We start from the raw sequence: 23,860 nt of genomic DNA, 5'->3' as shown, positions 1-23,860 counted from the left end.
ATGGCAGATTCTACTTGGCGTGGCAAGGGACACCCCGGGCGTTTTGTGCCCGGGGTTACACAAATGCCGTCAGGCCTCGGCCACGCGGCGCGCCAAGTGCGCCAGCGCCTCTTCCACCTGATCGACCAACACCAGACACAGGTCGCCAGGTTGGAGCTTGTCCAAGGCGTGGTCGATGGCGATGAATTCGCCGTAGATCTCTTCGACTTTTTGGGTGCGTTTGGCGCCAGCCAGGCCTTCGCGCAGCAGCGCCAGCACTTCACCGTCAGCACGGCCGCGTTGGCAGGCGTCCTGGAACAGGATCACGTCGTCAAATGCGTCGCCGAGGATCACGGTTTGCTCGCGGATGTCGTCGTCGCGCCGGTCGCCCGCGCCCGAGATCACCACCGAGCGGCGTTTGCCGGGCATGGCGTCCACAGCCGACACCAGGGCGCGCATGGCGTCCGGGTTGTGGCCGTAGTCGGCAATGATGGTGGCACCGCGGAAGTCCATCACGTTAAAGCGGCCGGGGGCGTTGTCGGCATCATTGGCAAAGCTGTTCATGCCCCCGCGCACGGTGTCCCAGTTCAGGCCGGCGCCCCAGGCGGCTGCGACAGCCGCCATGGCGTTTTCAACCTGGAAGGAGATGCTGCCGTTGCGCGTGATCGGAATATCGCGCAGCAACACTTTCTCGCGCCAGGCACCTTCAGCCGCGACGATGGCGTCGCCATCGACATACACAGTACGACGGCCTTGCGCGCGGTGCGTGGCCATCACGGGGTGGTGACGGTCGGCGGCAAAGTAGATCACCTGGCCGGGGCACGACGAGGCCATGGCGGCCACAATGGGGTCTACGGCATTCAGCACCGCGTAGCCGGTGGGGGCCACGTTTTGCACAATCACGCGCTTCAGCACCGCCAGATCTTCCACCGTAGTGATGAAGTTCAGTCCCAGGTGGTCGCCTTGGCCGATGTTGGTGACCACGGCCACCTGGCAGCGGTCGAAGCCAAGGCCTTCACGCAGCAGGCCGCCACGTGCGGTTTCAAACACGGCCGCATCCACCTGCGGGTTCAACAGCACGTTGCGCGCGCTTTTCGGGCCGCTGCAATCGCCGCTGTCGATTTGCCGGCCTTGCACGTACACGCCGTCGGTGTTGGTCATGCCAACGCGCAGGCCGCTGCTGGCGAACAGGTGGGCGATGAGGCGGGAGGTGGTGGTTTTGCCGTTGGTGCCCGTGACGGCTACCACGGGAATGCGGCCATCTTCATCGGGCCCATACAGGTGGCTGACGATGGCGTCGCCCACGTTGCGGCCTTTGCCGAACGATGGCGAGATGTGCATGCGCAAGCCTGGCGCAGCGTTCACTTCCACAATGCCGCCGTGTTGTTCTTCCAGCGGGCGCAGCATGCTTTCGCAGACCAGGTCGACACCACAGATGTGCAGGCCAACCATTTGCGCAGCGGCCACGGCTTGGGCGGCGATGTCCGGGTGCACGTCGTCGGTCACATCGGTGGCGGTGCCGCCGGTGCTGAGGTTGGCATTGTTGCGCAGCACCACGCGGCGGCCTTTTTCGGGCACCGAGTCGGGCTTGAGGTCTTGCAGCGCCAAGCGCGCCACGGCAATGTCGTCAAAACGAATTTTGGTGAGCGAGGTGGCATGGCCATCGCCACGGCGCGGGTCGGAGTTGACGATGTCGACCAGTTCACGCACGGTGTGTTCACCGTCGCCCAGCACTTGCGGCGGGTCGCGGCGTGCGGCAGCGATCATGCGCGAGCCCACCACCAAGATGCGGAAGTCGCTGCCGGGCAAGAACTTCTCCACCATCACCTCGCCGTATTCGGCAGCAGCGCGGTAAGCCACTTCCATGTGGTCGCGGTCGTTGATGTTGACCGTCACACCCTTGCCCTGGTTGCCGTCTTGCGGCTTGACCACCACGGGCATGCCAATCTTGTTGGCCACGGCCCAGGCTTCGTCCACGCTGGTGACGGGCTGGCCAAACGGCACGGGCACACCAGCGGCGTGCAACAGCTTCTTGGTCAGGTCTTTGTCTTGCGCAATCGACTCGGACACGGCGCTGGTGTTGTCCACCTCGGCCGCCTGGATGCGGCGCTGGCGCGAGCCCCAGCCAAACTGCACCATGCTGCCTTGGGTAAGGCGCCGGAAGGGGATGCCACGGGCCACGGCAGCGTCCACAATGGCGCCGGTGCTCGGGCCCAAGCGTACATCTTCGTCGGTGTCGCGCAATTGGTGAATGGCGGCGCCCACGTCAAACGCCGTGCGGTTGGTGGCCGCGTCGATCAGGTTCAGCGCGGTTTGCAAAGCCAGGCGGCCCACGTCTTCTTCGCTGTACTCCACCACCACCTGGTAGACACCGGGCTCTACTGTTGCCGCCGTGCGGCTGAAGGTGACCGGACAGCCCGCTTGGGCTTGCAGGGCCAGCGTGGCGCTTTCCAGCACGCGCGCCAACGACACCTCGCCGTGTTCGCGGCCGGCCACCAATGGCCCCACAGCAGGGAACAAGGCACGCAAGGCGGCTTCAAAGCCCGGCAGGTTTTGGATCGAACGCTCGGCGTCGGAGCAGGTGACGACGGCCTCTATCGCCGTGTGCCGGCTCCAGAGGTTGGGGCCGCGCAGGGCTCGGATTCGGGATACTTCCATGAGTCAGGCTCTAGTGTTGGTTCTTGCGGATATTGAGGCTGCTTATGCTGCTCATGCTGAAATGGCAGCGCTGCGGGTAGCAGGCAATTCGAGTTCGAATGTCTTCAAGCCAGCCGCAATCAAATCGGGCGAAATATCCAAGGCCCAGGCAGCCGCAACGGCCGCCAAAATAGGCGAGATGAGGTTGTCGCCAGCGCTGCCGGCTTTGTCGCGCTGCTGCGTCAGGCGGGTGATGCTGGTGAGCACCACTTCGGCGGTGCCGGTCGCCAGCACCACTTGGCCCTTGGCGTTCACCAGCACAGCACGGCCTTGGGCGGCGCGGTGTTCCACAACGGCCGGAGCTTGTGCGTCTTGCGCGTAGAAGATCACAGCGCCATCGCACAACGGGGCCAACTCGGCGACTTCGGCGATGTCGGCATTCAACACACCCACGCCTTCGGACAACACCACGTCGATTTGCGTGCGCATCACCTTGACCAGTTGCGCGCGCTCGGTGATATCGAATTCGCCCAGCGCCTCAAAACCGTCAAAGTCGGTGACCACACCCACGGCGCAGCGGTCGTAGGCCAGGCCGTCGCGCAAGATGACTTCGGCGCCGTTTTCAATCACGGCGGCCTGCATCGAGCGGTTGATCAACAAGCGGTGAGCGGGCTCCCAGCTTGCGCTTGGGGCCGCATCAACGCGGCGGCTGTCGAGGAACAGGCCATCGCGACAGGCCAGGCCCACGCGTTTGCCGCTCAGGTGGATGAGCCACGCGGCCAAACGTGCGGTGATTTCGGTGCCCTGGGTACCGGCCACGCCCACCACGGGAATGCGGCCGGTTTCGTCTTCGGCAAACAGGTGGTCGATGATGGCCTTGCCCACCGGGCGCGGCGAGCCCACAGCGGGCTTCAAGTGCATCAACAGGCCAGGGCCGGCATTGACTTCCACAATGGCGCCGCCCTGCGCTTGCAGCGGCTTGCCAATGTCTTCACACACCATGTCGATGCCGGCAATGTCCAGCCCCACCACACGTGCGGCCAAAACGGCGATGTAAGCCACTTCGGGGTGCACTTGGTCGGTGCAGTCAACCCCCAGGTTGCCGTTGCGCTGGATGATGACCACGCGGCCAGCGCCTGGCACCGAGTCGCCCTTGAGGTTCTGGCGTTGCAGCTCAAGTTGCAGCTTGGGGTCGGTGTCAAGCACGATCACGTCCAGCGGAAACTCTTCTTCGGCGCCACGGCGCGGGTCGGAGTTGAGCTGACTGTCGATGAGCTGCACCACGGTTTGTTTGCCGTCGCCGGTCACGGTGATCATTTCGCCGCGCGCAGCGGCCACCACTTGGCCGCCCACCACCAGCACACGGTGCTCGTGGCCACGGATGAAGCGCTCGACCAGCACTTCGCTGCCTTCGGGCTCGGCCACGTGGAAAGCGGCTTCAACGTCTTCTTTACGGTTGAGTTCCAGCGACACGCCACGGCCGTGGTTGCCGTCAGACGGCTTGACCACCACCGGCAGGCCGATGTCTTGCGCGGCTTCCCAGGCGGCTTCGGGCGAATCAACCGGCTGGCCTTCGGGCACGGGTACGCCGCAGGATTGCAGCAGGGACTTGGTGAGGTCTTTGTCGCGCGCAATGCCTTCGGCGATGGCGCTTGTGAATTCGGTCTCAGCCGTCCAGATGCGGCGTTGTTGCGCGCCGTGGCCAATCTGCACCAGGTTGCCGCCGTTCAGGCGGATGTGCGGAATGCTGCGGTCGGTGGCAGCAGCCACGATGCAGGCGGTGCTGGGGCCGAGGTAGCAATCATCCACTTGCTCGCGCACGCGGGTCACGGCTTCAGACACCTCAAACGGCTGGTTGCGGATGGCGGCGGTGAGCAGCTTGTGCCCTTCGGCCAGCGCAGTACGTGCCACTTGTTCGTCGCGGGCGCGGAACACCATGCGATAGACGCCATGTTTGCTGGTGCTGCGCGTTTGGCCGAAGCCCGTGGGCATGCCGGCCAGGTTCAACAGTTCAATGACCACATGCTCCAGCACGTGGCCCGCCCAGGTACCTTCGCGCAGGCGCTGCATGAAGCCGCCGCGCTCACCCACGCCGCAGTGATGCTCTTCCAGCGCTGGCAACAGCGTCAGCAGGCGATCCGCCAGGCCAGGGATGAGATTGGACGGAAAGTCCTCCAAGTCCCCCAAGTCAAGCCAGACTTCCAGGGTGGGACGGTAGGTCCAGATGTTGGGTCCACGCAGGTAATTGATGCGCAGCAGTTGAATGTCGTCCTTGGGGCTCATATGGTCTTGGTCGGATTTCGGAGAGCGAACTTGAATATTGTCTATTGTGCGCTCGGCTTTTAGGGCGTGACACAGCAAGATGTTGCCTTAGATTCAAAGCCGCGTCTTCTGCTGAGTCAACGGCTCGTGCTCATCAACCGTTCGGGCAGAATCCACAGTCCCGCGCGAACCTCGGCACCGGAAGTCTCTGTGGACCACAACAACATATGCAGCATCAACATTCAGTAGACATCTCCAGTGGCGGCCCCGGCTCGGTACAGCAGGCGCTGCAAGGACAACTTGCCGTAGACGAGAACGTGCTCGCCAGCTTGGCGGTTGACTTGGACACCCAACTTCGCTTCCAGCACGGCTGGCTGGTCTTGACCGACCGCCGCCTGCTCGCCCGCCCGCAAGACGGCGCCTGGCAAGAGTGGCCGCTGTCCCCCGACCTCACGCTGCAGCACACCGACCACGCCGGCGTGGGCACCCTGGCCCTGCACAACACCCACAAGCAGTTGGCCAAATGGCGCTACACCTTGAGCGTAGACCCGCAAGCGTTACGCCTGCTGAAGCAATTCGAGCTGCGCCTGACCACGCTGGGCGAGCCGCCTGCCAAGGTGGAAGAGCTCACGGTATGCCCTACGTGCCACGCGCCACTGCCACCCGATAGTGAAGACTGCAGCATCTGCGGCGCCGATGTGCATACACCGCCCTCCACCTGGGTGCTGCTGCGGCTGTGGCGCTTTGCGCAGCCGTACCGCAAACAACTCATCACCGGCTTTGTGCTGACGTTGTTGTCCACTGCTGCCGCCATGGTGCCGCCCTACCTCACCATCCCGCTGATGGACGACATCTTGATCCCGTTCCAGAACGGCCAGAGCATCGAGCCCCACCTGGTGATGCTCTATCTGGGCGGCCTGTTGCTGGCCGCCGTGGCCGGCTGGGGTTTGAACTGGGCGCGTACATATATGTTGTCGCTGGTGTCCGAGCGCATTGGCGCCGACCTGCGCACCGCCACGTTCGACCACCTGTTGACGCTGTCGCTCGACTACTTCGGTGCCAAACGCACCGGTGACTTGATGGCACGCATCGGCTCCGAGACCGACCGCATCAGCGTCTTCCTGTCGCTGCACGCGCTGGACTTCGCCACCGACGTGTTGATGATCTCCATGACGGCGATCATCCTGTTCTCCATCAACCCCTGGTTGGCCTTGGTCACGCTGTTGCCGCTGCCCTTCATCGCCTGGATGATCCATACCGTGCGTGACCGTTTGCGCACCGGCTTCGAGAAGATCGACCGCGTCTGGTCCGACGTGACCAATGTGCTGGCCGACACCATTCCCGGCATTCGCGTGGTCAAGGCGTTTGCCCAAGAACGCCGCGAAACCCAGCGTTTTCGCGATGCCAACCGCCACAACCTGGAAGTGAACGACCGGCTGAACAAAATCTGGTCGCTGTTCACGCCCACCGTCTCGCTGTTGACCGAAATCGGCCTGCTGGTGGTGTGGGCGTTCGGCATCTGGCTGGTGTCCAAACAGCAGATCACCGTGGGTGTGCTCACGGCGTTCATTGCCTACATTGGCCGCTTCTACACCCGGCTGGACTCGATGAGCCGCATCGTCTCGGTCACGCAAAAAGCGGCGGCCGGTGCCAAGCGCATTTTTGACATTCTGGACCACGTCTCCAACGTGCCCGACCCCGTGAACCCAGTGCGCGTGGGCGATGCCCAAGGCAACCTGCGCGGACAGATCGACATGAAGAGCCTGGGTTTCCGCTACGGCAACCGCTCGGTGATTCGCGACCTGAACCTGAGCATCCGCCCCGGCGAAATGATTGGTTTGGTGGGCCACAGCGGCTCCGGCAAAAGCACCCTGGTCAACTTGATCTGCCGCTTCTACGATGTGACCGACGGCTCCATTCAAGTCGACGGCACCGACATACGCCGCATTGCCGTGGCCGACTACCGACGCAACATCGGCCTGGTGCTGCAAGAGCCGTTTTTGTTCTTCGGCACCATTGCCGAGAACATTGCCTACGGCAAACCCGGCGCCACGCGCCAGGAAATCATTGCCGCCGCACGCGCCGCCCACGCGCACGAGTTCATCTTGCGCCTGCCCCAAGGTTACGACTCGCTGGTGGGCGAGCGCGGCCAAGGTTTGTCCGGCGGCGAGCGCCAGCGCATCTCCATCGCCCGCGCGCTGCTCATCGACCCACGCATCCTGATCCTGGACGAAGCGACGTCTTCGGTCGACACCGAAACCGAAAAAGAAATCCAGAAGGCGCTGGACAACCTGGTGCAAGGCCGCACCACCATCGCCATTGCCCACAGACTGTCCACCCTGCGCAAGGCCGACCGCCTGGTGGTAATGGACCGCGGCCACGTGGTGGAAGTGGGGCCGCACGACGAACTGATGGCCAAACAAGGCGCCTATTGGCGGCTGTATGAAGCCCAGGCGCGTAGAACCGAGGGCCTGGATGGCGAGGATGGCGAAGACGACGGAGAAGCCACGCCCCCGCCCGCCCCCAGCCATGCCGCCCACCCCGCCGGTTCGACCTGACCGCCGCCTTCAAGAGAGACAAATATGTCCACCCTCGCCAATCCCGATTTCCAACTAGAACGCGACGCCTTTGGTCGGCTGGTTTTCATTTCTGCTGAAGGCCGTCGATATGAAGGTATCGTGCCAGTTCGAGCCTTTCCGATTGCGGCGCCCGACGAGGGTGTTTCACTGGTGGGCGAAGATGGGCACGAGTTAGTGTGGATCGACCGCTTGACCGACCTGCCAGCGTCACAACGGGCGCTGCTGGACGCCGAATTTACCGAACGCGAGTTCGTGCCGGAAATCCGGCGGTTGAAGAAAGTCTCGACCTTTTCCACCCCCAGCATCTGGACGGTGGAGACGGATCGCGGCGAAACCGAGTTTGTGCTGAAGTCCGAAGAAGACATTCGCCGGCTTGGGCAAGGTGCTTTGATGATCACCGGCGGCCAGGGCGTTCATTTCTCTATCCGAAATTTGTCGGATCTGGATCGGCCTTCGCGACGGCTGCTGGAGCGTTTCCTGTAATTGCAAACAGCTTGCATACAGGTTTGCGGAAAACTTTAGGGCCCGGGGCAACTTTTTTTAAGTTTTTTTCAAAACAGCCCTAAATTTCTCTGTAAATCTGCCGTTACAAACGGTACGAAGCCTCGGAATTGGTCTGGGGACATCTGTAAGTCTGGAACGTCATATGCAAGTCACCCCGATAGATCGAGCAAATAGCTGGTCGCCTAACGGTGCCGACTTGCCGTCGGCCGGCGCCGATGTGGCGGCGTCTCAGGTTCAGCGCGCGTCGCCAACCGAGACCAAAGCTCTGCAGGAGGTGGCACCCACGCCTGTGGAGCCATCCATCAAGATTGAAATATCTTCCGCCTTTGACGAAATCGTCAAACAAGAGAAAGCCGCGCAAGCGGCGCTGACAGCGCGCCCAGGTGTGGACTACACCCCCGCTGCAGCCAACGGCAAGCCAAGCCCGCAACCCACACAAGACGCCAGCAGCACTGCTGGTGTGGTGGGTGCCGTGGGCGCAGTGAACACCACCAAAGCTACGCAGGAAACAGAAACCGCGACCGAAGCCGCGCGCTTAGTGGACACCGGCAAGCTGCCCGGCCCCGAGCAACCCTCAAGCGCGACCGACCAGCCCAACAAGGACTGGACAACCAAGGTCAAGGCTGAAGAAGAGAAGCCACCAGAGCCACCGAAAGAGCCGATCTCCAAAAAACTGCTGGAGTTCTTGCAGTCACTCTGGCGTGTTGCGGGCCAGGCCATTGATGTGGTCGATGGCGATACCAACAAGACGTTGAACCCAAACAAACTGTCTGAAGGGCCGTTGACCTACAACGACCCGTCGGCTAAAAAGGTCAACGACGTGAGCTCCAGCTCCAGCACTTAAATTTGTCTCCTCCACCCGCACCGGGCCATGGTGCCATGCGGGCTTTTTCATTCAACGGCACCGCGCAAGCAGTGCCGTTTTTTTGTTTGCGAAACTAGGAATTAGCTGGGCTGCAATTCAAACCGCGCGTCTTGTGCGTTCACCGACGGGTGCAGCTCCCAACGGCTGGCATGGTAGTCGGCCACGCCGGGCCGGTGCGCAATCGACACCAGCGCCCCGCCGGCCTGCAAGGCCTGGGCCCGCAAGCGTTCGTAGATCTGCCGCTCGGCCGGCTCGTCCAGCGCACTGGTGGCTTCGTCGGCAAAGATCCACTTCGGCTTCTTCAACAACACCCGCGCCACTGCCAGGCGCTGCGCTTCGCCGCCAGACAGCTTTTGCCCCCAGGCATTGGTTTCGTCCAGCCGGTCCACCAGTTGCGGTAGCAGCGCATCGTTGAGCGCCTGGCGCAAATCGGCATCACTGAAGTCGGCCGCCGGGTGCGGGTAGGCCAAGGCATCGCGCAGAGTACCATCCGGGAAATAGGGCCGCTGCGGCATGAACATGCTGTTAGCTGGCAGATCCACCCGCCCTTTGGCAAACGGCCAAATGCCGGCCAGCGCTCGGAACAAGGTGGATTTGCCGCTGCCCGACGGACCCTTGAACAGAATCGTGTCGCCCGGTTTTGCCACCAGGGCTAGGTTGTCAAGCAGCGGCGTGCCGTTAGGCAAACTCACCTGCAAGCCTTGTGTATGGAGTTCGTCTGCAGGAACCGCTACGCCTTGTTCAAAAACTCCTGATTTCGCAGCATTCTCCGCAATCTGCAAGCGCTCCTGGGCCTGAATACTCTCTTCAAAACTGGTCAAGCGGTTGACCGTGGCGCGCCAACTGGCCAGGCTGCTGTAGTTGTCGACAAACCAGCTCAGCGACTCTTGCACCTTGCCGAAGGCCGATGAAATCTGGATCAGCTCACCCAGTTGGATGGCACCGCTGAAGAACCGTGGCGCCCCCACCAGAAACGGGAAGATGATGGCCGCCTGGCCAAAAAAGCTGCTGAACCAAATCAGCCGTTTTTGCGCCTTGATCAGCAGCAGGTAGTTGCGCAGCACGCTGGCAAACCGACCGTCGAGTTGCTGGCGTTCCACGGCTTCACCTTTGTCGAGCGCAATGGCTTCGCTGTATTCGCGCACGCGCACCATGTGGTGCCGAAAGTCGGCTTCTACGCGTTGCTGTTGAAAGTTCAGCCCAATTTGCGGGCGGCCAATGTAGTGGGTGATGACACTGCCCACCAGGCAGTACAACACCGCCATCCACACCATGAAGCCCGGCACGTCAACTTCGCGGCCGCCGAAGTGGAAGGCGAACATGCCCGACAGGCCCCACAAAATCCCCACAAAGCTCACCAGCGTGATCACCGCGTTCAGCAAACCCATGCTCAGGGAGATGGTGTCACTGGTGAATTGGTTCAGGTCTTCCTGGATACGCTGATCGGGGTTGTCCGGCACCACGGTCACACCGTCTGCATGCGGGCTGAAACGCGCCAGCTCCAGTCGGTAAAACGCACCGTGGGCAAGCCAGCGCTGTAGATAGTTTTTGGTCATCCAGGCGCGCCAGCGCATCGACAGCAGTTGCGTCAGGTAAAACCGGTAGACCGCCAGAATGATCGAGCCGAAAGCCAGATACGTGAACCGGCCCAGTTGCTGCCAAAACACCACCTGATCTTTGTTCTGCAACGCGTCGTAGAACACGCGGTTCCAGTCGTTGAACATCACCGCCAGGTACACGCCCCCTAGGTTGAGCGCCACGATCGCGGCCAGCAACAGCCGGGCGCGCCATTTATCTTCAGACCTGAAATACGGCGCAGACAAGGCCCAGACTTTGGCCAGTTGCGCCTTGGCCGAGGCCATGCGGGTGGAAAGGGACATGGGGCTTTTGTTGTTGAAACAGAAGCCTGCATCGTAGCCCGCGTCGGTGCTTCTCGCGTGGCTTACATCCTGCGCTTAAGGCAGGTTTAAGAACGGAACGTGAGCACATAAAAAACGCGACCGGGGCAAGCCCTGGTCGCGCTAACGTTTCTAACCAAACTGGCCTTTAACGCAATTTGTGCTTGCGTAGCCCGCTATATTTTTCGGAGTATTCAACCCGATAGATTGAATTCTGTTTTATGCCTTCAGATGCGACTCAGATACGCACCACGGCTGGCGTGCCATGGCGGCCAGAACCACGTACACCGCGTGCGCCCACCAGGGCCATGGCCAAACGGCCTAGAGCACCCGCCGCCAAACCCAGTGCCACACCCAGGTCGCGCAGAGGTTGCGCCACGCTGTCTTGAGCGGACGCCGCCACCAGGCTAGAGCTTCGGTCCGAGCTCCGCACTGCAGCCCATTCTGGTGTCCAGCTGAAATACGCGGCCGCTTGGGCTGTGCCTTTGTCGCCAACGCACCATGGCTCGACGACCGCCTTTTGGCCAGCGGGCAAATTGATTTGCTCACCCGCGTAGAGGATGTGGTCGCCCAGGCCATTGCCAATAGAAGCCTTCGGATCGTTGAACGTGATCCACACCGCACCATGCGCCACTCGAAACATCCCTGCTTGTTGTGGCTGCAGCGTGGTAGCACGGCCCGCGTCCAGTTTCCAGCAGCCTGCCAGCGCCGTGACGGGCAGGGATTGTTGCGATTCGAGTTGGTTTTGCGCCTCCATGATGGGCTCCAGAAAGTGTGTTTACGGGAATGAATGATCGTCGCCAGACCCCATCTGGTCCAATGAAATCGAACCGCATCATTGATTCCGTAAATGCAATAATGCGCCATCCCCCGGTTTTCGGTTCTGCGACTTTCACGCCATCCCTTCAGCACCGCCATGGCTACTTCTACCGCCCACTTGCGCACCCGGCCCATCGCCGTAGGCCACCTGCGCACCTTTCTCGCCGTAGCCCGGCACCTCAACTTTCGGGCGGCTGCAGAAGAACTTTCGCTCACCCAGTCGGCCGTGAGCCGGCAAATCCAGGCACTGGAAGACGAAGTCGGCGTGGCGCTGCTGCTGCGCCACACCCGCGCCGTTGATCTGACCAGCGCTGGCTCGCAATTGATGCGCACAGCGCAATCCACTTTAGAGCAATTGGACGGCACTGTGCGCCTCATTCGGCGCACCGCCGGGCGCAAAAGTGTGGCGGTTACCACCTGGGCGTCGTTTGCGTCGATGTGGCTGATCTCGCGGTTGGAAGCGTTTCAAACCGAGTACCCCGACATCGACATCCGCATCGACGCCACCGACACCATGGTCGACCTGGAAACCGCTGACGTCGATCTGGCCCTGCGCTACGCCAAGCCCAACGTCGCGCCCCGCGGCGCCATCCGCCTTTTTGGCGAGCAATTGACCGTGGTGGCCAGCCCCTGGCTACTGAAAACCGGCAAAAGCCTGACCCGCGCCGAAGACCTGGCCAACTTTGCGCTGATTGAGGCCGGTGACGCCCACCGCGCCGTGCACCTCGAATGGCTCAGTTGGCACCGCTGGTTTGAAACCCAGGGTTTGGGGAAGCTGGAACCGAAGCGCTGGATGTACTTCAACTACGCGCAGCAGATCGTGCAGGCTGCCCTCACCGGGCAAGGCGTGGCACTGGCCCGTATGCCACTGGTGGCCGACAGCCTGGCCAATGGCGATTTGATCGAAGTGCTGCCCCACCTGCGCATGGACTCGCCCATGGCCTACTGGCTGGTGGTGGGCGAGCGCAACGCCAACCGTCCCGAGATCAAGGCGTTTTGCCAGTGGCTGCAAGTGCAGGCAGCGGCCACGCGGGCAGCGGTTGGCGAAGTGCCAGACCCGGACACCGTGGACAACCTCGATTGAATAGATTTAGAGCAGTTACGGCACGACAGGCGCCAACTGCGGCGCCACATCCGGGTCGCGCAAACGTAGTAAAGCACGCACAAAGCCGTGGTCAGAACGCGTGCCGTCGCGGCCTTCGTGCAGGTGGTCGTTGAAGTAGTCCACCCGCCGCACGTCACCCAGCTGGCGGCGGCTACCACGAATGAACTCTTCGCTCACCAGCACCTGGTCCAGCACCTCGGGCGTGCCCTGGTAGATGTGGGAGTACGCCACGTCCTTCTTCAACGCCGATTCACCCTGCTCCTCATAAGCGTTGTACAGCGCCACATCGCGCGCGGCCTTGTCGTACAGCGCCTCGGACGTAGCGGCCACCAGTTGTGTGGTCACACTGTGGGGCGCGTCGTTGAAGTCGCCCATCACCACCAGCGGCACCTGGCTGCCTTTGAGCAGGTCGATGACGATGCAGCGCAAGGCCGTAGCCTCGGCGCCGCGCATGATCAACGAGCGCAGCGCGGCGTGGGCGGCCACCTTGGGGTCGTCGCGGTCTTCTAGCGACTTGCCTTGGGCATCGAGCAAAAACTTGGGGCGTTTGGACTTGAGGTGCGCGGTCAGCACGTTCACCGTTTGGCCATGCTTCATGCGCAAGGTGGCCAGCAGCGGCGGGCGCTCAAAACGCGTGTGCACGCCAATCTGCGGCACTTCAACCTGGATGTTGGCGGGGAACTCGCCAAACGATTGCACGGCATCGACATGCAGCCGCGTGATGATGCCCACGCGCGGCGTGCCTTGGGCGCCAATGGCCGGAGGCGTGTCTTCCGCACCGGGCACCGCCACGGTGTCGTAACGCAGGCCGCTGGCAGCGATAGCGTCACGCAGGGCCGATTCGTCCCACACTTCTTGCACAGCCAGCACATCGGCGTTCAGGCTGCGAAAGCGCTCGCCCAGCCACGCCACCTTGCGCTCGTATTCGCGGTTGGTGTAGCTGTCGTGGTTGGGGTAATACATCCGGCCCGCACGGGCCAGGTTCAGTACGTTGCAGGTGGCAACGAAAAGGGTCGAGTAGTTGGACGGCGTGCTTTGCATGGTTTTATCGCCCCTCCATGGAGGAAGGGCCTTGTCTCGTAACTCGTCTTCGGTCCAAAAATTACACCGTCCACTACACCGGCCAGACCACCCCGTTGTCGTTCAAGATGGCATCCAAGGGAATGTCGTGCGCTGCGGGTTCAAAGTCTTCCAGATAACCCTGCGTGTAGCCCAGGCCCACGGTAAAGGGTTTGGGCTGCAGCGTTGCCAGCGTGCGGTCGTAAAAACCACCACCATAACCCAGGCGGTAACCACCAGCGGCGTACCCCACACAAGGCACAAACAATAGCGTGGGCACCACCACTTCGGTGTCTTTGGGTTTGGGAATGCCGTAGGCGTCTTCTTCCATCGGGCAGCCGGGGTACCAAGCGTGGAAGGTCAGGGTTTTGGTCTTCTTGTCGACCACCGGCAGGCCAATGCGTTTGAGCTTGGGGCCATCGAGCAATTCGCCGTCTTCTTTCCAGCGGTGCAGCGCGGGCAAGGGGTCGAACTCACCCTTGATGGGCCAGTAGGCGCCAATGACTTCGTCGGTGCGGCCGATGAGCCAAATGCGCATCACACGTTGTAACAAATCAGCGCGCTGTAGGCGATCCGGCAGATCCAAGCGTTGCGCTACCAGCGCCTCACGCAAAGCCTTACGGTCTTGTGCCTTGTGGTCTTCAGAGTTGTCCATAATCCCCAACATGCAAGTTCAAGCCATTTTGACATCTATTGCCTTGGCCTTTGGCCTAGCGCAAGCCCTGCCCACGCAGGCCCAAGCTCAGACCGTCACGATTGGCGCTGCCGGTGACCAAACCATTCTCGACATGGCCCAAGCCTACAAGGGCCGCGACGGCAAGCGCCTCACCGCTTTGCTGCCAGGCACCCAAGGGCACCCGCTCGAACCCTGGGCGGCGTATTGGGAAGCGCGCCTGAGGCTGGACACCTTCACCTCTGCCGACATGCAGGCTTTTACCCGGCGTTACCCCAACACCTACCAGGAAGACCGGCTGCGCAACGACTGGCTGCTGCTGCTGGGCCAACGCCGCGATTGGGCGACCTTTGCCGATGAATACGCCCGCTACCGCATGCGCGACGACCGCGAGGTGCGTTGTTACGCCGCACTGATCGAAGAAATCAGCCGTGGCCCCAACGCAGTGGGGCCCGGCTTCGTAGACGACGTGCGCAACGCCTGGTTTGCCCAGCGTGATGCCGAAGACGGCTGCACCGAAGCTGCCAGCCAACTGCTGCTCGACCGCAAGCTAAAGGCCGACGATTTCTGGCGCAAGGCGCGCCTGGCCACCGAAGCCAACCGTCCACGTTCGGCCGGCAAAGTGGTCGCGGTGGTGTCGCCCGAATCGTTGCCCATGCTCAACGAGCTGAACGACAAACCCACCAAGTTCCTGACCAGCAAAACGCTCGCCATCTCCAACACGCGGCGCGAAATCATCGTGCTGGGCCTGACCAAGCTCGCCATCGGCGACCCCGACAATGCCGCCGTGCTGATGGAGGCCAAATGGAGCCCGCAGCTCAACGCCGAAGAGCGTAATTGGGTCTGGGGCGTGATCGGCCGCCAGGCGGCGCAAAAGCTGCAACCCAACGCCAGTGAGTACTACGCCAAGGTCACCAAAGACAGCGACCTGACCGACGAGCAACTGATCTGGAAAGTACGCTCGGCCCTGCGCGCCGGCCAGTGGAAACAGGTGACCAGTGCCATTGCTGGCATGAGCCCCGAAACGCAGCTCGACCCGGCCTGGGTGTATTGGAGGGCACGTGCCTTGCAAGCCAACGTCAAGTCTGATCTGGACCGGGTGGAACCCCAGCAGTTGTTCCAAAGCATTGCCGGTGTGCGCGGCTTCTATGAACAACTGGCGCTGGAAGAAATTGGCCAAAAAATCACCGTGCCGCCACGCCCACAGCCGCCCACCGAAGAAGAAAAAGCCGCTGCCCGCGCCAACCCAAGCTTTCGTCGTGCGCTCTATGCCATTCAACTCGGCCTGCGCAGCGAAGGTGTACGCGAGTGGAACTACGCCACCAACCTGCACGACAAGGGCGGCCTGACCGACCGCGAGCTGCTGGCCGCCGCTGACCTGGCCTGCCAAAACCAGTTGTGGGACCGCTGCATCAACACCAGCGAACGCACCAAGTCGTTCATCGACTTTGAGCAGCGCTTTCCCACGCCGCACCGCAATGCGGTGGTCAAGCGCACCGATGAAATTGGCCTCGACCCGGCCTACGTCTACGGCCTGATCCGCCAAGAGTCGCGCTTCATCATGGACGCGCGTTCGGGCGTGGGCGCCTCGGGCTTGATGCAAGTGATGCCAGCCACGGCGCGCTGGACGGCCAAGAAAATCGGCTTGCCTGACTTCACGGTCGGCCAGCTCAACGAACGCGACACCAACATCGCCATCGGCACCGGTTATCTCAAGCTGGTGCTCGACGACTTTGATGGCTCCATGCCCCTGGCCGCCGCCGCCTACAACGCCGGCCCTGGTCGCCCGCGTGTCTGGCGCAACGGCCCGGTAGTCGAGGCCGCGATCTGGGCCGAGAACGTGCCGTTCACCGAGACACGCAACTACGTCAAGCTGGTGCTCTCCAACGCCACCAACTATGCCGCGCTGCTGACCGGCCAGCCCCAGTCGCTGAAGCAGCGCCTGGGCACGGTGGGTCCACGCGACGCACGCCAACCTGAGCCCTACAAAGACCTGCCATAAATAGCAGTCAGCTCCCATTTCAGGAGCGCCACACGCAACTCAGAAGCGCCTGAACAGTATGTTCGGCGCTTTTGTTTTTTATGGAGCGCCCTCTTCCGGTTTGCGGGCAAGCGGCGCAAAATGATGGCATGCACCGCATCCTCATCTTGGGTGGCAGCGGTTTCGTCGGCCGCCACTTGTGCGCCAAACTGGCCCTGCTGCCTTGGCAGGTCACGGTGCCCACGCGCCGCATCGATAGCCACAAAGCGCTTGCAATGCAGCCGCGTTTGAACCTGGTGCAGGCCGATATCCACGACGACGCCACACTCGCACGACTGCTGCAAGGCCAAGACGCTGTGGTCAACCTGGTGGCGCAACTCCATGGCACTGAGGCGTCATTTTCCAAAGTGCATGTGGAGCTACCGCGCCGTCTGCTGCAGGCGTGTGCCGCTGCCGGTGTGCGGCGCGTACTGCACGTCAGCGCCCTGAGCGTGCCCAACCAACAGCCCGACATGGCACCTTCGCGCTACCTGCGCAGCAAAGCACATGGTGAATCGCTGCTGCACGCGGCGGCGCAGTTTGGCGCGATTGACCTGACGGTGCTGCGCCCCAGCGTCATCTTCGGTGCCGACGACAAGTTCCTCAATCTGTTCGCCCGGCTGCAACACGCTTACCCCGCAGCGCTGCCGCTGGCCGGCGGCAAAGCGGTGTTCGAACCCGTGTGGGTGGAAGACGTAGCCCAAGCCCTGGTCAACGCACTGCAGCAACCGCAAAGCATCGGCGAGATTTACGAAGCCTGTGGCCCCGAGCGCTACACCTTGACCGAGCTGGTGCAACTGGCCGGCCGGCTCAGCGGTGTGCGTGGCGGTCGCGGCCATCCGGTGATCAACATGCCACCCGCTCTGGCACGGCTGCAAGCCTTGCTGGCTGAATGGGCGCCTGGGCCCACCCTGCTCAGCCGCGACAACCTGGATTCGATGCTGCTGCCCAGTGTGGCTAGCGGCGTGTTCCCTGGCCTGCAAGCGCTGGGCATCAACCCCAGCGCACTCAGCGCGATTGCCCCTACCTACCTGCGCCCGGTAGACCGTGCCACGGCCATTCGCAGCCGCCCGCACAAGCATCGTTTCTAGGACTTTTTCTCCCGACGCTGGAGCCAAACGGGTGAAAACCCGCGTGGGTGCGCCACTATGATCGGCGGCTGCACAACCGCTTCGCGCCATGAACCTTCGGCAGCTCAAATACTTCGTCAAAATCGTTGAAACCGGCAACATGACCCGCGCTGCGGCCGACCTGCTGGTGGCCCAACCGGCCCTAGGCATGCAGGTGCGCCAACTCGAAGAAAGCCTGGGCGTGCCGCTGCTGCTGCGCCATTCGCGCGGTGTAGAAGCCACACCGGCCGGGCAACTGCTTTACACCCGCGCGCAAGCCATACTGCAACTGGTGGACGACACGCGGCGCGACGTGGCCGCACTCGACCCACACGCCGCCACCATGATCCGCCTGGGCATGACACCGAGCCTGATGCTCGCCCTCGGCCCCGAGATTGCAGTGCGCACGCGCGAGCAACTGCCGCAGGTTTTCTTGAGTGTGGCCGAAGAAATGAGCCACGTGCTGATCGACCAACTGGCTCGCGACGCGCTTGATCTGGCCCTGGCCTACGAAGCCCCCGATGTATCGCACCTCACCCGCCTGCCGTTGCAGCAGGAAGACCTGGTGCTGGTCACCCTGCCCGGGCCGATGGCCGGCATGCCCATCACCCTGGCCGAAGCACTGGAAGAGCGCCTGGTCCTAGCCGAGCGCCGGGACGTGGTGCGCGAACTGGTAGAGCGCGCCGTGCACGACAGCGGCCTGGAGATGAGCCTGGCCTACGAAGTGCGCTCCATCGCCGCCTTCAAGAGCCTGATCCTGCGCGGCGAAGCCACCAGCATCATGCCCTACGCCTCCGTCCTCCATGAGGAACGGCAAGGCTTGCTGCAAGTGCGCCCGATCGTCGAGCCAACCTTGCGCCGCACGCTCTACCTGGTGGCACCACAACGCCGTGCACCACTGCGCCACGAAGATCAACTGGTAGCGGTCATCCGCAGCGCGCTGACGGTATTTGCCAAGCAACTGGGCCAGCAGGTACACCCGATCACGGCGCCAGTCAAAACCAACTGATCGCCTCCCGGACCGCTGCGCAAAGAAAAGCTTTGCGCAGCCCTCTCGAAAAAAGTATTGGACGCAGACACCCCTGCAAAGCTCCAATAAGCACTTGCCCCGCTTGCCAAAATGACGATCCCGCGCGGCACTTTTTTCAAGAGACAACGGTTCCGATGCCGCAAGATTTTTTACCCGAAGCGCTAACGCGCGACTTGGCCCTGGCCAACCGAATCCTTTACGACCAAGGCGTGGTCGATGCCATGGGCCACGCCAGCGTGCGCCACCCCGATCACCCCGAGTTGTTTTTGCTGTCCGCCAACCGCGCGCCGGGCCTGGTGCGCCGACGCGACATTTACTGCTACCGGCAAGACGGCTCGCCGGTAGACGCCGATGGCCCACGCCCGTATCTGGAACGTTTCATCCACGCGGAGATTTACCGCTCGCGCCCAGATGTGCAAGCGGTGGTGCACTCCCATTCGCCCAACGTGATCCCGTTCGCCTGCACACACACGGCCTTGCGTCCGCTGTTCCATATGTCGGGCTTTTTGGGTAGCGGCTCGGCCCATTTCGACATTCGCGACGAAGCCGGCGACACCGACATGTTGATCCGCGACAGCAACCTGGGCCGCTCGCTCGCCAGCGCGCTCGGCTCGCACAGTTGTGTGCTGATGCGCGGCCACGGCTCCACGGTGGTCGGCACATCGCTGCCGCAAGCCATCTACCGCGCGATCTACACCGAGATCAACGCCAAGCTGCAACTCGCCGCCAGCGGCCTGGGAGAACCCCAATTCCTGAGCAAGACCGAGGCGCGCCTGGCCTCAGAAGCCAACGACACCCAGATTCCGCGCTCATGGGCGCTGTGGGTCCAGCGCCTCGGCGCCACCGACGTTGACGCATAAGAATTCATTAAAACCACTAGGAGACTAAGCAATGCCATCTTTGAAAATAACCGTCTGCAAAGCCATCACCGGCATCGCAGCCCTGGCCTCGGTGTTCTTCACCGTGGACCACGCCTCCGCACAGGGCGACTACCCCGCACGCTCGGTTCGCATCGTTGTGCCCTACGCCACCGGCGGCGGCTCGGACATCCTGGCCCGGCAAATTGGCGCCAGCCTGCAAACCATCTGGGGCCAAGGTGTGGTGGTCGACAACAAGGCCGGTGCAGCCGGCAACATCGGCAGCCAGGAAGTGGCGCGTGCCCCGGCCGATGGCTACACGCTGGTGCTGCAGAACAACACCATGATCACCAACCTCGCGGTCAACGGCAAATTGCCTTACGACGCCGAGAAAGACCTCACCCCCATCATGCTGCTGGGCGTGACCCCGCTCGCGCTGGTGGCGCACCCAAGCCTGCACGTCAACAACATCAAAGAATTGGTCGCCCTCTCCAAAGCCAAGCCTGACACGCTGGCCTATGGTTCGTGCGGCATTGGCTCGCCGCACCACTTCGCGATGGAGTTGCTCAAAGAAAAAACCGGCATCACGGCGGCCCATGCGGGCTACAAAGGCTGTTCACCCGCCGTCACCGATGTGTTGGGTGGGCAAATTCCATTGGCCGTGGTCAGCGCCAACTTGGTGGTGCCGCACGTCAAGAGTGGCAAGCTCAAAGTGCTGGGCGTAACCACACCGCAACGCTACAGCCTGCTGCCCGACACGCCCACGTTTGAAGAACAAGGCATGAAGCCGTTTGACCTGGGCAACTGGTTTGCACTGATGGGGCCAGGCAACCTGCCACCGGCGATCGTGAAGAAGATTGCGGCCGATGTGGAGAAGGTTTTGGCCGATCCTGCGGTGCAGAACAACCTGACGTTGGCGGGGGTGGAGATCACCAAGGGTTCGGCGCCTGAATTGGCTAAGCTGATTCAGGCGGATACGGTGAAGTTCAAGCAGGTGGCTAAGAGTGCCAATATCAAGCCTGAGTGAGGGGGAGCGTTAATTAACGTTGTCGGCCGGGAGTCGCCCGGCGGCGAGTAACTTTCTCTTGGTTCGCCAAGAGAAAGTCACCAAAGAGAAGGCGACCCACATGCCGGGACCCTTCGCAAAGCGAAGGGCAAACCTGCGCTGGGTGGCGTTGGTGGGGGTCTGGTGGAACTCGCGTTCCGCTCAGACAGCCACCAGCCCTGATCCCACCAACCCCACCCATCGCAGGCCCGGCCTGACGGGAGTTGGAAACCAGACGGGCCATCGCGTTGCTCGGCCCGGATTTTGCGCCCGCGATGCGCAGCGAGGCGGCTGGTATTGGGCCCCAAATCCCCCTCTAGCTGCGCCTGCGATGGGCGGTTTTGGCGGGATCAGTTTCGCTGGCTGTCTGAGCGGTACGCGAGTTCCAGCGAAACCCCGCCAAAGCCGTCCAGCGCAGGTTGCCCCTCGCTCCGCGAGGGGACGCAGATAGCGGGGTCGCCTTTTCTTGCTGACTTCTTTTGGCGAAGCAAAAGAAGTTAGTCGCCCGCCGGGGCGAGACCCGGCCGACAGCGCCAATCAACACCCCTCAACTGGGATCGCGCCCCAAACTCCGCACCTTCTCCACCAACCGATTCGACACCGCAGGCGACACAAACTTCCCCACCTCGCCCCCCAACGTCGCAATCTCCCGCACAAACGTACTCGAGATAAATTGGTACTTGTCGCTAGGCGTCAAAAACACCGTCTCCACGTTCGGCATCAGCGACCGGTTCATGCCCGCCAACTGAAACTCGTAGTCAAAGTCTGTCACCGCGCGCAGGCCGCGCACCATGGCTTTGCCGCCGCGCGCCACCACAAAGTCGCGCAGCAGGCCAGAGAAGCTTTCCACCGTGACGTGCGGGTAAGGCGCCACCGCCTCGCGCACCATCTCAATGCGCTCGTGCAAGCTAAACATCGTCTTCTTGTGGTGCCCTGCGGCCACAGCAATGATGACCTGGTCGAACAGTTGGGTGGCACGCCGTACCACGTCCTCGTGCCCCAAGGTGATGGGGTCGAACGTTCCGGGGTAGACGGCGATGACGGGCTGCTTGTCCATGGCGTGGCTTTCTCTAACGGCTCTGACTCAGGTTCTGAAATGGCTGATCGGGCGCGATCATGCCACGCATTGAAGCAGGTGCGCTTGCACCACGCCGGCCTTCATGTGGCGGCGCAACACCAAGCCCACAGCGGCCAGGGCTTCGTCCGTCCACTGCGCTGAAGCTTCGAGGTAGACAAAACCATCGGGCTTGATGGCCGCTGCAGCCGCGCGCAAAGCGTTTTCGTATAGCGGCGCGTCGAACGGCGGGTCGAGCAGCACCAGGTCGATGCTGGCCGGCGCCAACTGGCGCAGAGCCGCCACACCGTCGCCACGGCGCACTTGCACCGTTGTGGCTTCGAGCTTGGTTTGCAGGGTTTGCAGTTGCGTGACCAGCGTGCCTTCTTGCTCGACCATCAACACTTCGGCGGCACCTCGTGAGGCAGCTTCAAAGCCGAGAGCGCCGGTGCCGGCGAATGCATCCACACAGCGCCAGCCGGTCAGGTCTTGGCCGAGCCAGTTGAACAGGGTTTCGCGCACACGATCAGGCGTGGGGCGCAAGCCGGGGCGGTTGGCCACGGGCAACTTGGTACGTTTCCACTGGCCGCCGATGATGCGGATCTCGCCCGGTGGCGTGACGCCGGGGCGCTTGGTGGCGAGTTTGTTGGCGGGCTTTTTAGCTGCGGCCCCGGTTTTGCCAGGTGCCGCTGCGGCGCGGGAAGAAGATTTGCTCATGCGCCGAGCTTAACGGAGACTGAACCGCAGTTCAGTCTCCGTGGGTTTAGTACATGCTGAGGCGCGGCAGATTCGATCCGCCGCCAGGCAACTGGAAAGTGCCCACCACTTCCGACAGGCGCAACGCCTGCGTCTTCAAACTGTCGGCAGCGGCTGCTGCCTGCTCCACCAGGGCGGCGTTTTGCTGCGTCATCTGGTCGAGCTGGGTGATGGCCTGGTTGACCTGCGCAATGTCGTCGCTCTGTTCGCCGGCGGCAGCGCTGATGTCGCGGATGATGCCGCTCACGCGCTGCACGGCGGTGACGATTTCGCTCATGGTGGTGCCGGCGTCGCGCACCAGCGCCGAGCCCGACTGCACCTTCTCGGCACTGGCACCGATGAGTTCCTTGATCTCTTTCGCGGCCTGTGCCGAGCGCTGCGCCAGGCTGCGCACTTCGCTGGCCACCACGGCAAACCCACGGCCTTGTTCACCAGCACGCGCAGCTTCCACGGCGGCGTTCAGCGCCAGGATGTTGGTCTGGAAGGCAATGCCGTCAATGACCCCGGTGATGTCGGCGATCTTCGCCGACGAAGCGGCAATGTCATCCATAGTGGCGACCACGCGCGCCACCACTTCACCGCCACGCCCGGCCACGCCCGAGGCGTTGGCGGCCAGGGCATCGGCCTCGCGCGCCGAGTCGGCGCTGTGGCGCACGGTGGCGGTCAAGGTTTCCATGCTGGCCGAGGTTTCTTCCAAGCTGGAAGCGGTTTGCTCGGTGCGCAGCGAAAGGTCCTGGTTGCCCGAGGCGATTTCAGAACTGGCGGTGCGAATCGACTCACTGGCCGACTGCACACTCAGCACCACCTCAGCCAGCTTGTCTTGCATGCTGCCCAAGTCGGCCACCAGGGTTTGCACTTCGTCGCGCCCTGCATCACGCACACGCGGCGTGGTGAGGTCGCCGCCGGCCACACGACCAGCCAGCTGTGAGGCTTCACCCAGCGGCGACAGAATGGAGCGCGACAACGACCAGGCCAACCACACGCTCAGCAGCAGGCCTGCCACCGAGCCGCCGATCAGCAATACCACGCCTTCTTTTTCAGAAGCAGCAGCGGCGTCGCGAGCCTCGCTTACGCGTTCTTTCTGGTATTCGGCCAGGGCGTCCACGGCTTTGGCGTAACCATCGGCCGCAGGGCGCAGCACGGTGCGGATGGCGTCGTCGGAAATGGGTTGGCCAGCCTCTTTGCGCTTGACCAAGTCGTTGCGCGCCGCGCGAAACTTGTCGCCTGTGGCGTCAATCTCTTTGAACAACTCGCGGGTCTTGTCGGTGTCGGCCAGGTCTTCGAGTGCCTTACGCACCACTTCCGAGCGGGCCGAGGTGGCCTTGCGGTCGTCGTTGATGCGGGCGGCAAAACCGGGGTTGTCGATGAGCAGCAAAGTCTCGGCGCGCATGGAACTGATCACCACAATGGCGTGTAATTCACGCGCCAGCAACGCGCGCTGGGCCGAGTTGCCCCCTAAGTCATCGGCGATGTCTTGCAGGCGGTCCAGGCGCCAAACGCCAATGCCGGCGGCCACCGAGGTGACCAGGATCACCAGGGCAAAACACAGCGCCAGCCGGGGCGCGAGACGCATGCGTTCAAAGAGCTTTTTCATACTTAACCAGATTAA

At 62.5% G+C, this 23,860-nt stretch carries 18 protein-coding genes; 9 read left to right on the top strand and 9 right to left on the bottom strand.

The window, feature by feature from the left end; genetic code table 11:
* Nucleotides 1-69 precede the first annotated feature (69 nt).
* Both cphA and ACPWMG_RS06220 read right to left on the bottom strand, forming a co-directional pair.
* Nucleotides 70-2,637 carry a cyanophycin synthetase gene (gene cphA, locus ACPWMG_RS06225; RefSeq protein WP_483303786.1) on the bottom strand — a complete coding sequence of 856 codons (2,568 nt, stop codon included), beginning with the start codon at nucleotides 2,635-2,637 and terminating at the stop codon, nucleotides 70-72.
* Between the two features lie 51 nt (nucleotides 2,638-2,688).
* A complete protein-coding gene (locus ACPWMG_RS06220) occupies nucleotides 2,689-4,899 on the bottom strand; it encodes a cyanophycin synthetase (protein WP_483303785.1) in 2,211 nt (736 codons plus the stop codon).
* A 206-nt stretch (nucleotides 4,900-5,105) separates the two neighbouring features.
* On the opposite strand from ACPWMG_RS06220, the gene ACPWMG_RS06215 reads away from it, so the two are divergent.
* The 3 genes from ACPWMG_RS06215 (at nucleotide 5,106) to ACPWMG_RS06205 (ending at nucleotide 8,805) form a co-directional block, all read left to right on the top strand.
* Nucleotides 5,106-7,436, top strand: a complete 2,331-nt coding sequence (locus ACPWMG_RS06215; protein WP_483303784.1) for a cyanophycin metabolism-associated ABC transporter — start codon at nucleotides 5,106-5,108, stop codon at nucleotides 7,434-7,436.
* Nucleotides 7,437-7,460: 24 nt separating this feature from the next.
* Entirely contained in the window at nucleotides 7,461-7,940 is a 480-nt protein-coding gene (locus ACPWMG_RS06210) for a cyanophycin metabolism-associated DUF1854 family protein (RefSeq protein WP_483303783.1), read from the top strand.
* 163 nt (nucleotides 7,941-8,103) lie between these two features.
* The gene (locus ACPWMG_RS06205; RefSeq protein ID WP_483303782.1) at nucleotides 8,104-8,805 is read left to right on the top strand and encodes a hypothetical protein; all 702 of its coding nucleotides are present in this window, start codon (nucleotides 8,104-8,106) and stop codon (nucleotides 8,803-8,805) included.
* A gap of 101 nt (nucleotides 8,806-8,906) precedes the next feature.
* Here ACPWMG_RS06205 and ACPWMG_RS06200 read toward each other — a convergent pair whose 3' ends face one another.
* Nucleotides 8,907-10,706, bottom strand: coding sequence for an ABC transporter ATP-binding protein/permease (locus tag ACPWMG_RS06200; RefSeq protein ID WP_483303781.1), 1,800 nt, complete (start codon nucleotides 10,704-10,706; stop codon nucleotides 8,907-8,909).
* 256 nt (nucleotides 10,707-10,962) lie between these two features.
* Nucleotides 10,963-11,481: a DUF2917 domain-containing protein gene (locus ACPWMG_RS06195; protein ID WP_483303780.1), complete on the bottom strand. Its 519-nt coding sequence runs from the start codon at nucleotides 11,479-11,481 to the stop codon at nucleotides 10,963-10,965.
* Nucleotides 11,482-11,640: 159 nt separating this feature from the next.
* Here ACPWMG_RS06195 and ACPWMG_RS06190 point away from each other — a divergent pair, with 159 nt between their 5' ends.
* A complete protein-coding gene (locus tag ACPWMG_RS06190; protein ID WP_483303779.1) occupies nucleotides 11,641-12,627 on the top strand; it encodes a LysR substrate-binding domain-containing protein in 987 nt (328 codons plus the stop codon).
* Between the two features lie 15 nt (nucleotides 12,628-12,642).
* Here the strand turns inward: ACPWMG_RS06190 and ACPWMG_RS06185 are convergent, their stop codons facing one another.
* Nucleotides 12,643-13,689 carry an endonuclease/exonuclease/phosphatase family protein gene (locus ACPWMG_RS06185; RefSeq protein ID WP_483303778.1) on the bottom strand — a complete coding sequence of 349 codons (1,047 nt, stop codon included), beginning with the start codon at nucleotides 13,687-13,689 and terminating at the stop codon, nucleotides 12,643-12,645.
* A 73-nt stretch (nucleotides 13,690-13,762) separates the two neighbouring features.
* The gene (locus ACPWMG_RS06180) at nucleotides 13,763-14,362 is read right to left on the bottom strand and encodes a 5-formyltetrahydrofolate cyclo-ligase (RefSeq protein ID WP_483303777.1); all 600 of its coding nucleotides are present in this window, start codon (nucleotides 14,360-14,362) and stop codon (nucleotides 13,763-13,765) included.
* 10 nt (nucleotides 14,363-14,372) lie between these two features.
* Here ACPWMG_RS06180 and ACPWMG_RS06175 point away from each other — a divergent pair, with 10 nt between their 5' ends.
* From ACPWMG_RS06175 to ACPWMG_RS06155, 5 genes are all read left to right on the top strand, one after another.
* Complete coding sequence (locus ACPWMG_RS06175) at nucleotides 14,373-16,382, top strand: lytic transglycosylase domain-containing protein (RefSeq protein WP_483303776.1); 2,010 nt, start codon at nucleotides 14,373-14,375, stop codon at nucleotides 16,380-16,382.
* A 128-nt stretch (nucleotides 16,383-16,510) separates the two neighbouring features.
* Nucleotides 16,511-17,491: a complex I NDUFA9 subunit family protein gene (locus ACPWMG_RS06170; RefSeq protein ID WP_483303775.1), complete on the top strand. Its 981-nt coding sequence runs from the start codon at nucleotides 16,511-16,513 to the stop codon at nucleotides 17,489-17,491.
* Nucleotides 17,492-17,579: 88 nt separating this feature from the next.
* Complete coding sequence (locus tag ACPWMG_RS06165) at nucleotides 17,580-18,518, top strand: LysR family transcriptional regulator (protein ID WP_483303774.1); 939 nt, start codon at nucleotides 17,580-17,582, stop codon at nucleotides 18,516-18,518.
* 155 nt (nucleotides 18,519-18,673) lie between these two features.
* Nucleotides 18,674-19,399: a class II aldolase/adducin family protein gene (locus ACPWMG_RS06160; protein ID WP_483303773.1), complete on the top strand. Its 726-nt coding sequence runs from the start codon at nucleotides 18,674-18,676 to the stop codon at nucleotides 19,397-19,399.
* A gap of 31 nt (nucleotides 19,400-19,430) precedes the next feature.
* Nucleotides 19,431-20,423: a Bug family tripartite tricarboxylate transporter substrate binding protein gene (locus tag ACPWMG_RS06155; RefSeq protein WP_483303772.1), complete on the top strand. Its 993-nt coding sequence runs from the start codon at nucleotides 19,431-19,433 to the stop codon at nucleotides 20,421-20,423.
* A 565-nt stretch (nucleotides 20,424-20,988) separates the two neighbouring features.
* On the opposite strand, the gene coaD is transcribed toward ACPWMG_RS06155, so the two are convergent.
* From coaD to ACPWMG_RS06140, 3 genes are read right to left on the bottom strand one after another with little or no spacing between them, the layout of a single operon-like run.
* Nucleotides 20,989-21,498 carry a pantetheine-phosphate adenylyltransferase gene (coaD, locus tag ACPWMG_RS06150; protein ID WP_483303771.1) on the bottom strand — a complete coding sequence of 170 codons (510 nt, stop codon included), beginning with the start codon at nucleotides 21,496-21,498 and terminating at the stop codon, nucleotides 20,989-20,991.
* 57 nt (nucleotides 21,499-21,555) lie between these two features.
* Nucleotides 21,556-22,212 carry a 16S rRNA (guanine(966)-N(2))-methyltransferase RsmD gene (gene rsmD / locus ACPWMG_RS06145; protein WP_483303770.1) on the bottom strand — a complete coding sequence of 219 codons (657 nt, stop codon included), beginning with the start codon at nucleotides 22,210-22,212 and terminating at the stop codon, nucleotides 21,556-21,558.
* A 46-nt stretch (nucleotides 22,213-22,258) separates the two neighbouring features.
* Nucleotides 22,259-23,824, bottom strand: coding sequence for a methyl-accepting chemotaxis protein (locus ACPWMG_RS06140; protein WP_483303769.1), 1,566 nt, complete (start codon nucleotides 23,822-23,824; stop codon nucleotides 22,259-22,261).
* Nucleotides 23,825-23,860 lie beyond the last annotated feature (36 nt).

The organism is Hydrophilobacter chitinilyticus (genome assembly GCF_049860745.1).
In the GTDB taxonomy this organism is placed as follows: Bacteria; Pseudomonadota; Gammaproteobacteria; order Burkholderiales; family Burkholderiaceae_C; genus Rhodoferax_B.
Note: the sequence above shows the minus strand (reverse complement) of the source record. Positions and strands in the feature narration are given on the sequence as shown.

What these genes read in the sequence shown, in the direction of transcription:
- ACPWMG_RS06215 (WP_483303784.1), top strand. Translation starts at nt 5,106, where the DNA reads ATGCAGCATCAACATTCAGTAGACATCTCCAGTGGCGGCCCCGGCTCG.
- ACPWMG_RS06190 (WP_483303779.1), top strand. Translation starts at nt 11,641, where the DNA reads ATGGCTACTTCTACCGCCCACTTGCGCACCCGGCCCATCGCCGTAGGC.
- ACPWMG_RS06140 (WP_483303769.1), bottom strand. Translation starts at nt 23,824, where the DNA reads ATGCGTCTCGCGCCCCGGCTGGCGCTGTGTTTTGCCCTGGTGATCCTG.
- ACPWMG_RS06160 (WP_483303773.1), top strand. Translation starts at nt 18,674, where the DNA reads ATGCCGCAAGATTTTTTACCCGAAGCGCTAACGCGCGACTTGGCCCTG.
- ACPWMG_RS06180 (WP_483303777.1), bottom strand. Translation starts at nt 14,362, where the DNA reads ATGGACAACTCTGAAGACCACAAGGCACAAGACCGTAAGGCTTTGCGT.
- ACPWMG_RS06170 (WP_483303775.1), top strand. Translation starts at nt 16,511, where the DNA reads ATGCACCGCATCCTCATCTTGGGTGGCAGCGGTTTCGTCGGCCGCCAC.
- coaD (WP_483303771.1), bottom strand. Translation starts at nt 21,498, where the DNA reads ATGGACAAGCAGCCCGTCATCGCCGTCTACCCCGGAACGTTCGACCCC.
- ACPWMG_RS06205 (WP_483303782.1), top strand. Translation starts at nt 8,104, where the DNA reads ATGCAAGTCACCCCGATAGATCGAGCAAATAGCTGGTCGCCTAACGGT.
- cphA (WP_483303786.1), bottom strand. Translation starts at nt 2,637, where the DNA reads ATGGAAGTATCCCGAATCCGAGCCCTGCGCGGCCCCAACCTCTGGAGC.
- ACPWMG_RS06185 (WP_483303778.1), bottom strand. Translation starts at nt 13,689, where the DNA reads ATGCAAAGCACGCCGTCCAACTACTCGACCCTTTTCGTTGCCACCTGC.
- ACPWMG_RS06155 (WP_483303772.1), top strand. Translation starts at nt 19,431, where the DNA reads ATGCCATCTTTGAAAATAACCGTCTGCAAAGCCATCACCGGCATCGCA.
- rsmD (WP_483303770.1), bottom strand. Translation starts at nt 22,212, where the DNA reads ATGAGCAAATCTTCTTCCCGCGCCGCAGCGGCACCTGGCAAAACCGGG.
- ACPWMG_RS06210 (WP_483303783.1), top strand. Translation starts at nt 7,461, where the DNA reads ATGTCCACCCTCGCCAATCCCGATTTCCAACTAGAACGCGACGCCTTT.
- ACPWMG_RS06200 (WP_483303781.1), bottom strand. Translation starts at nt 10,706, where the DNA reads ATGTCCCTTTCCACCCGCATGGCCTCGGCCAAGGCGCAACTGGCCAAA.
- ACPWMG_RS06220 (WP_483303785.1), bottom strand. Translation starts at nt 4,899, where the DNA reads ATGAGCCCCAAGGACGACATTCAACTGCTGCGCATCAATTACCTGCGT.
- ACPWMG_RS06175 (WP_483303776.1), top strand. Translation starts at nt 14,373, where the DNA reads ATGCAAGTTCAAGCCATTTTGACATCTATTGCCTTGGCCTTTGGCCTA.
- ACPWMG_RS06165 (WP_483303774.1), top strand. Translation starts at nt 17,580, where the DNA reads ATGAACCTTCGGCAGCTCAAATACTTCGTCAAAATCGTTGAAACCGGC.
- ACPWMG_RS06195 (WP_483303780.1), bottom strand. Translation starts at nt 11,481, where the DNA reads ATGGAGGCGCAAAACCAACTCGAATCGCAACAATCCCTGCCCGTCACG.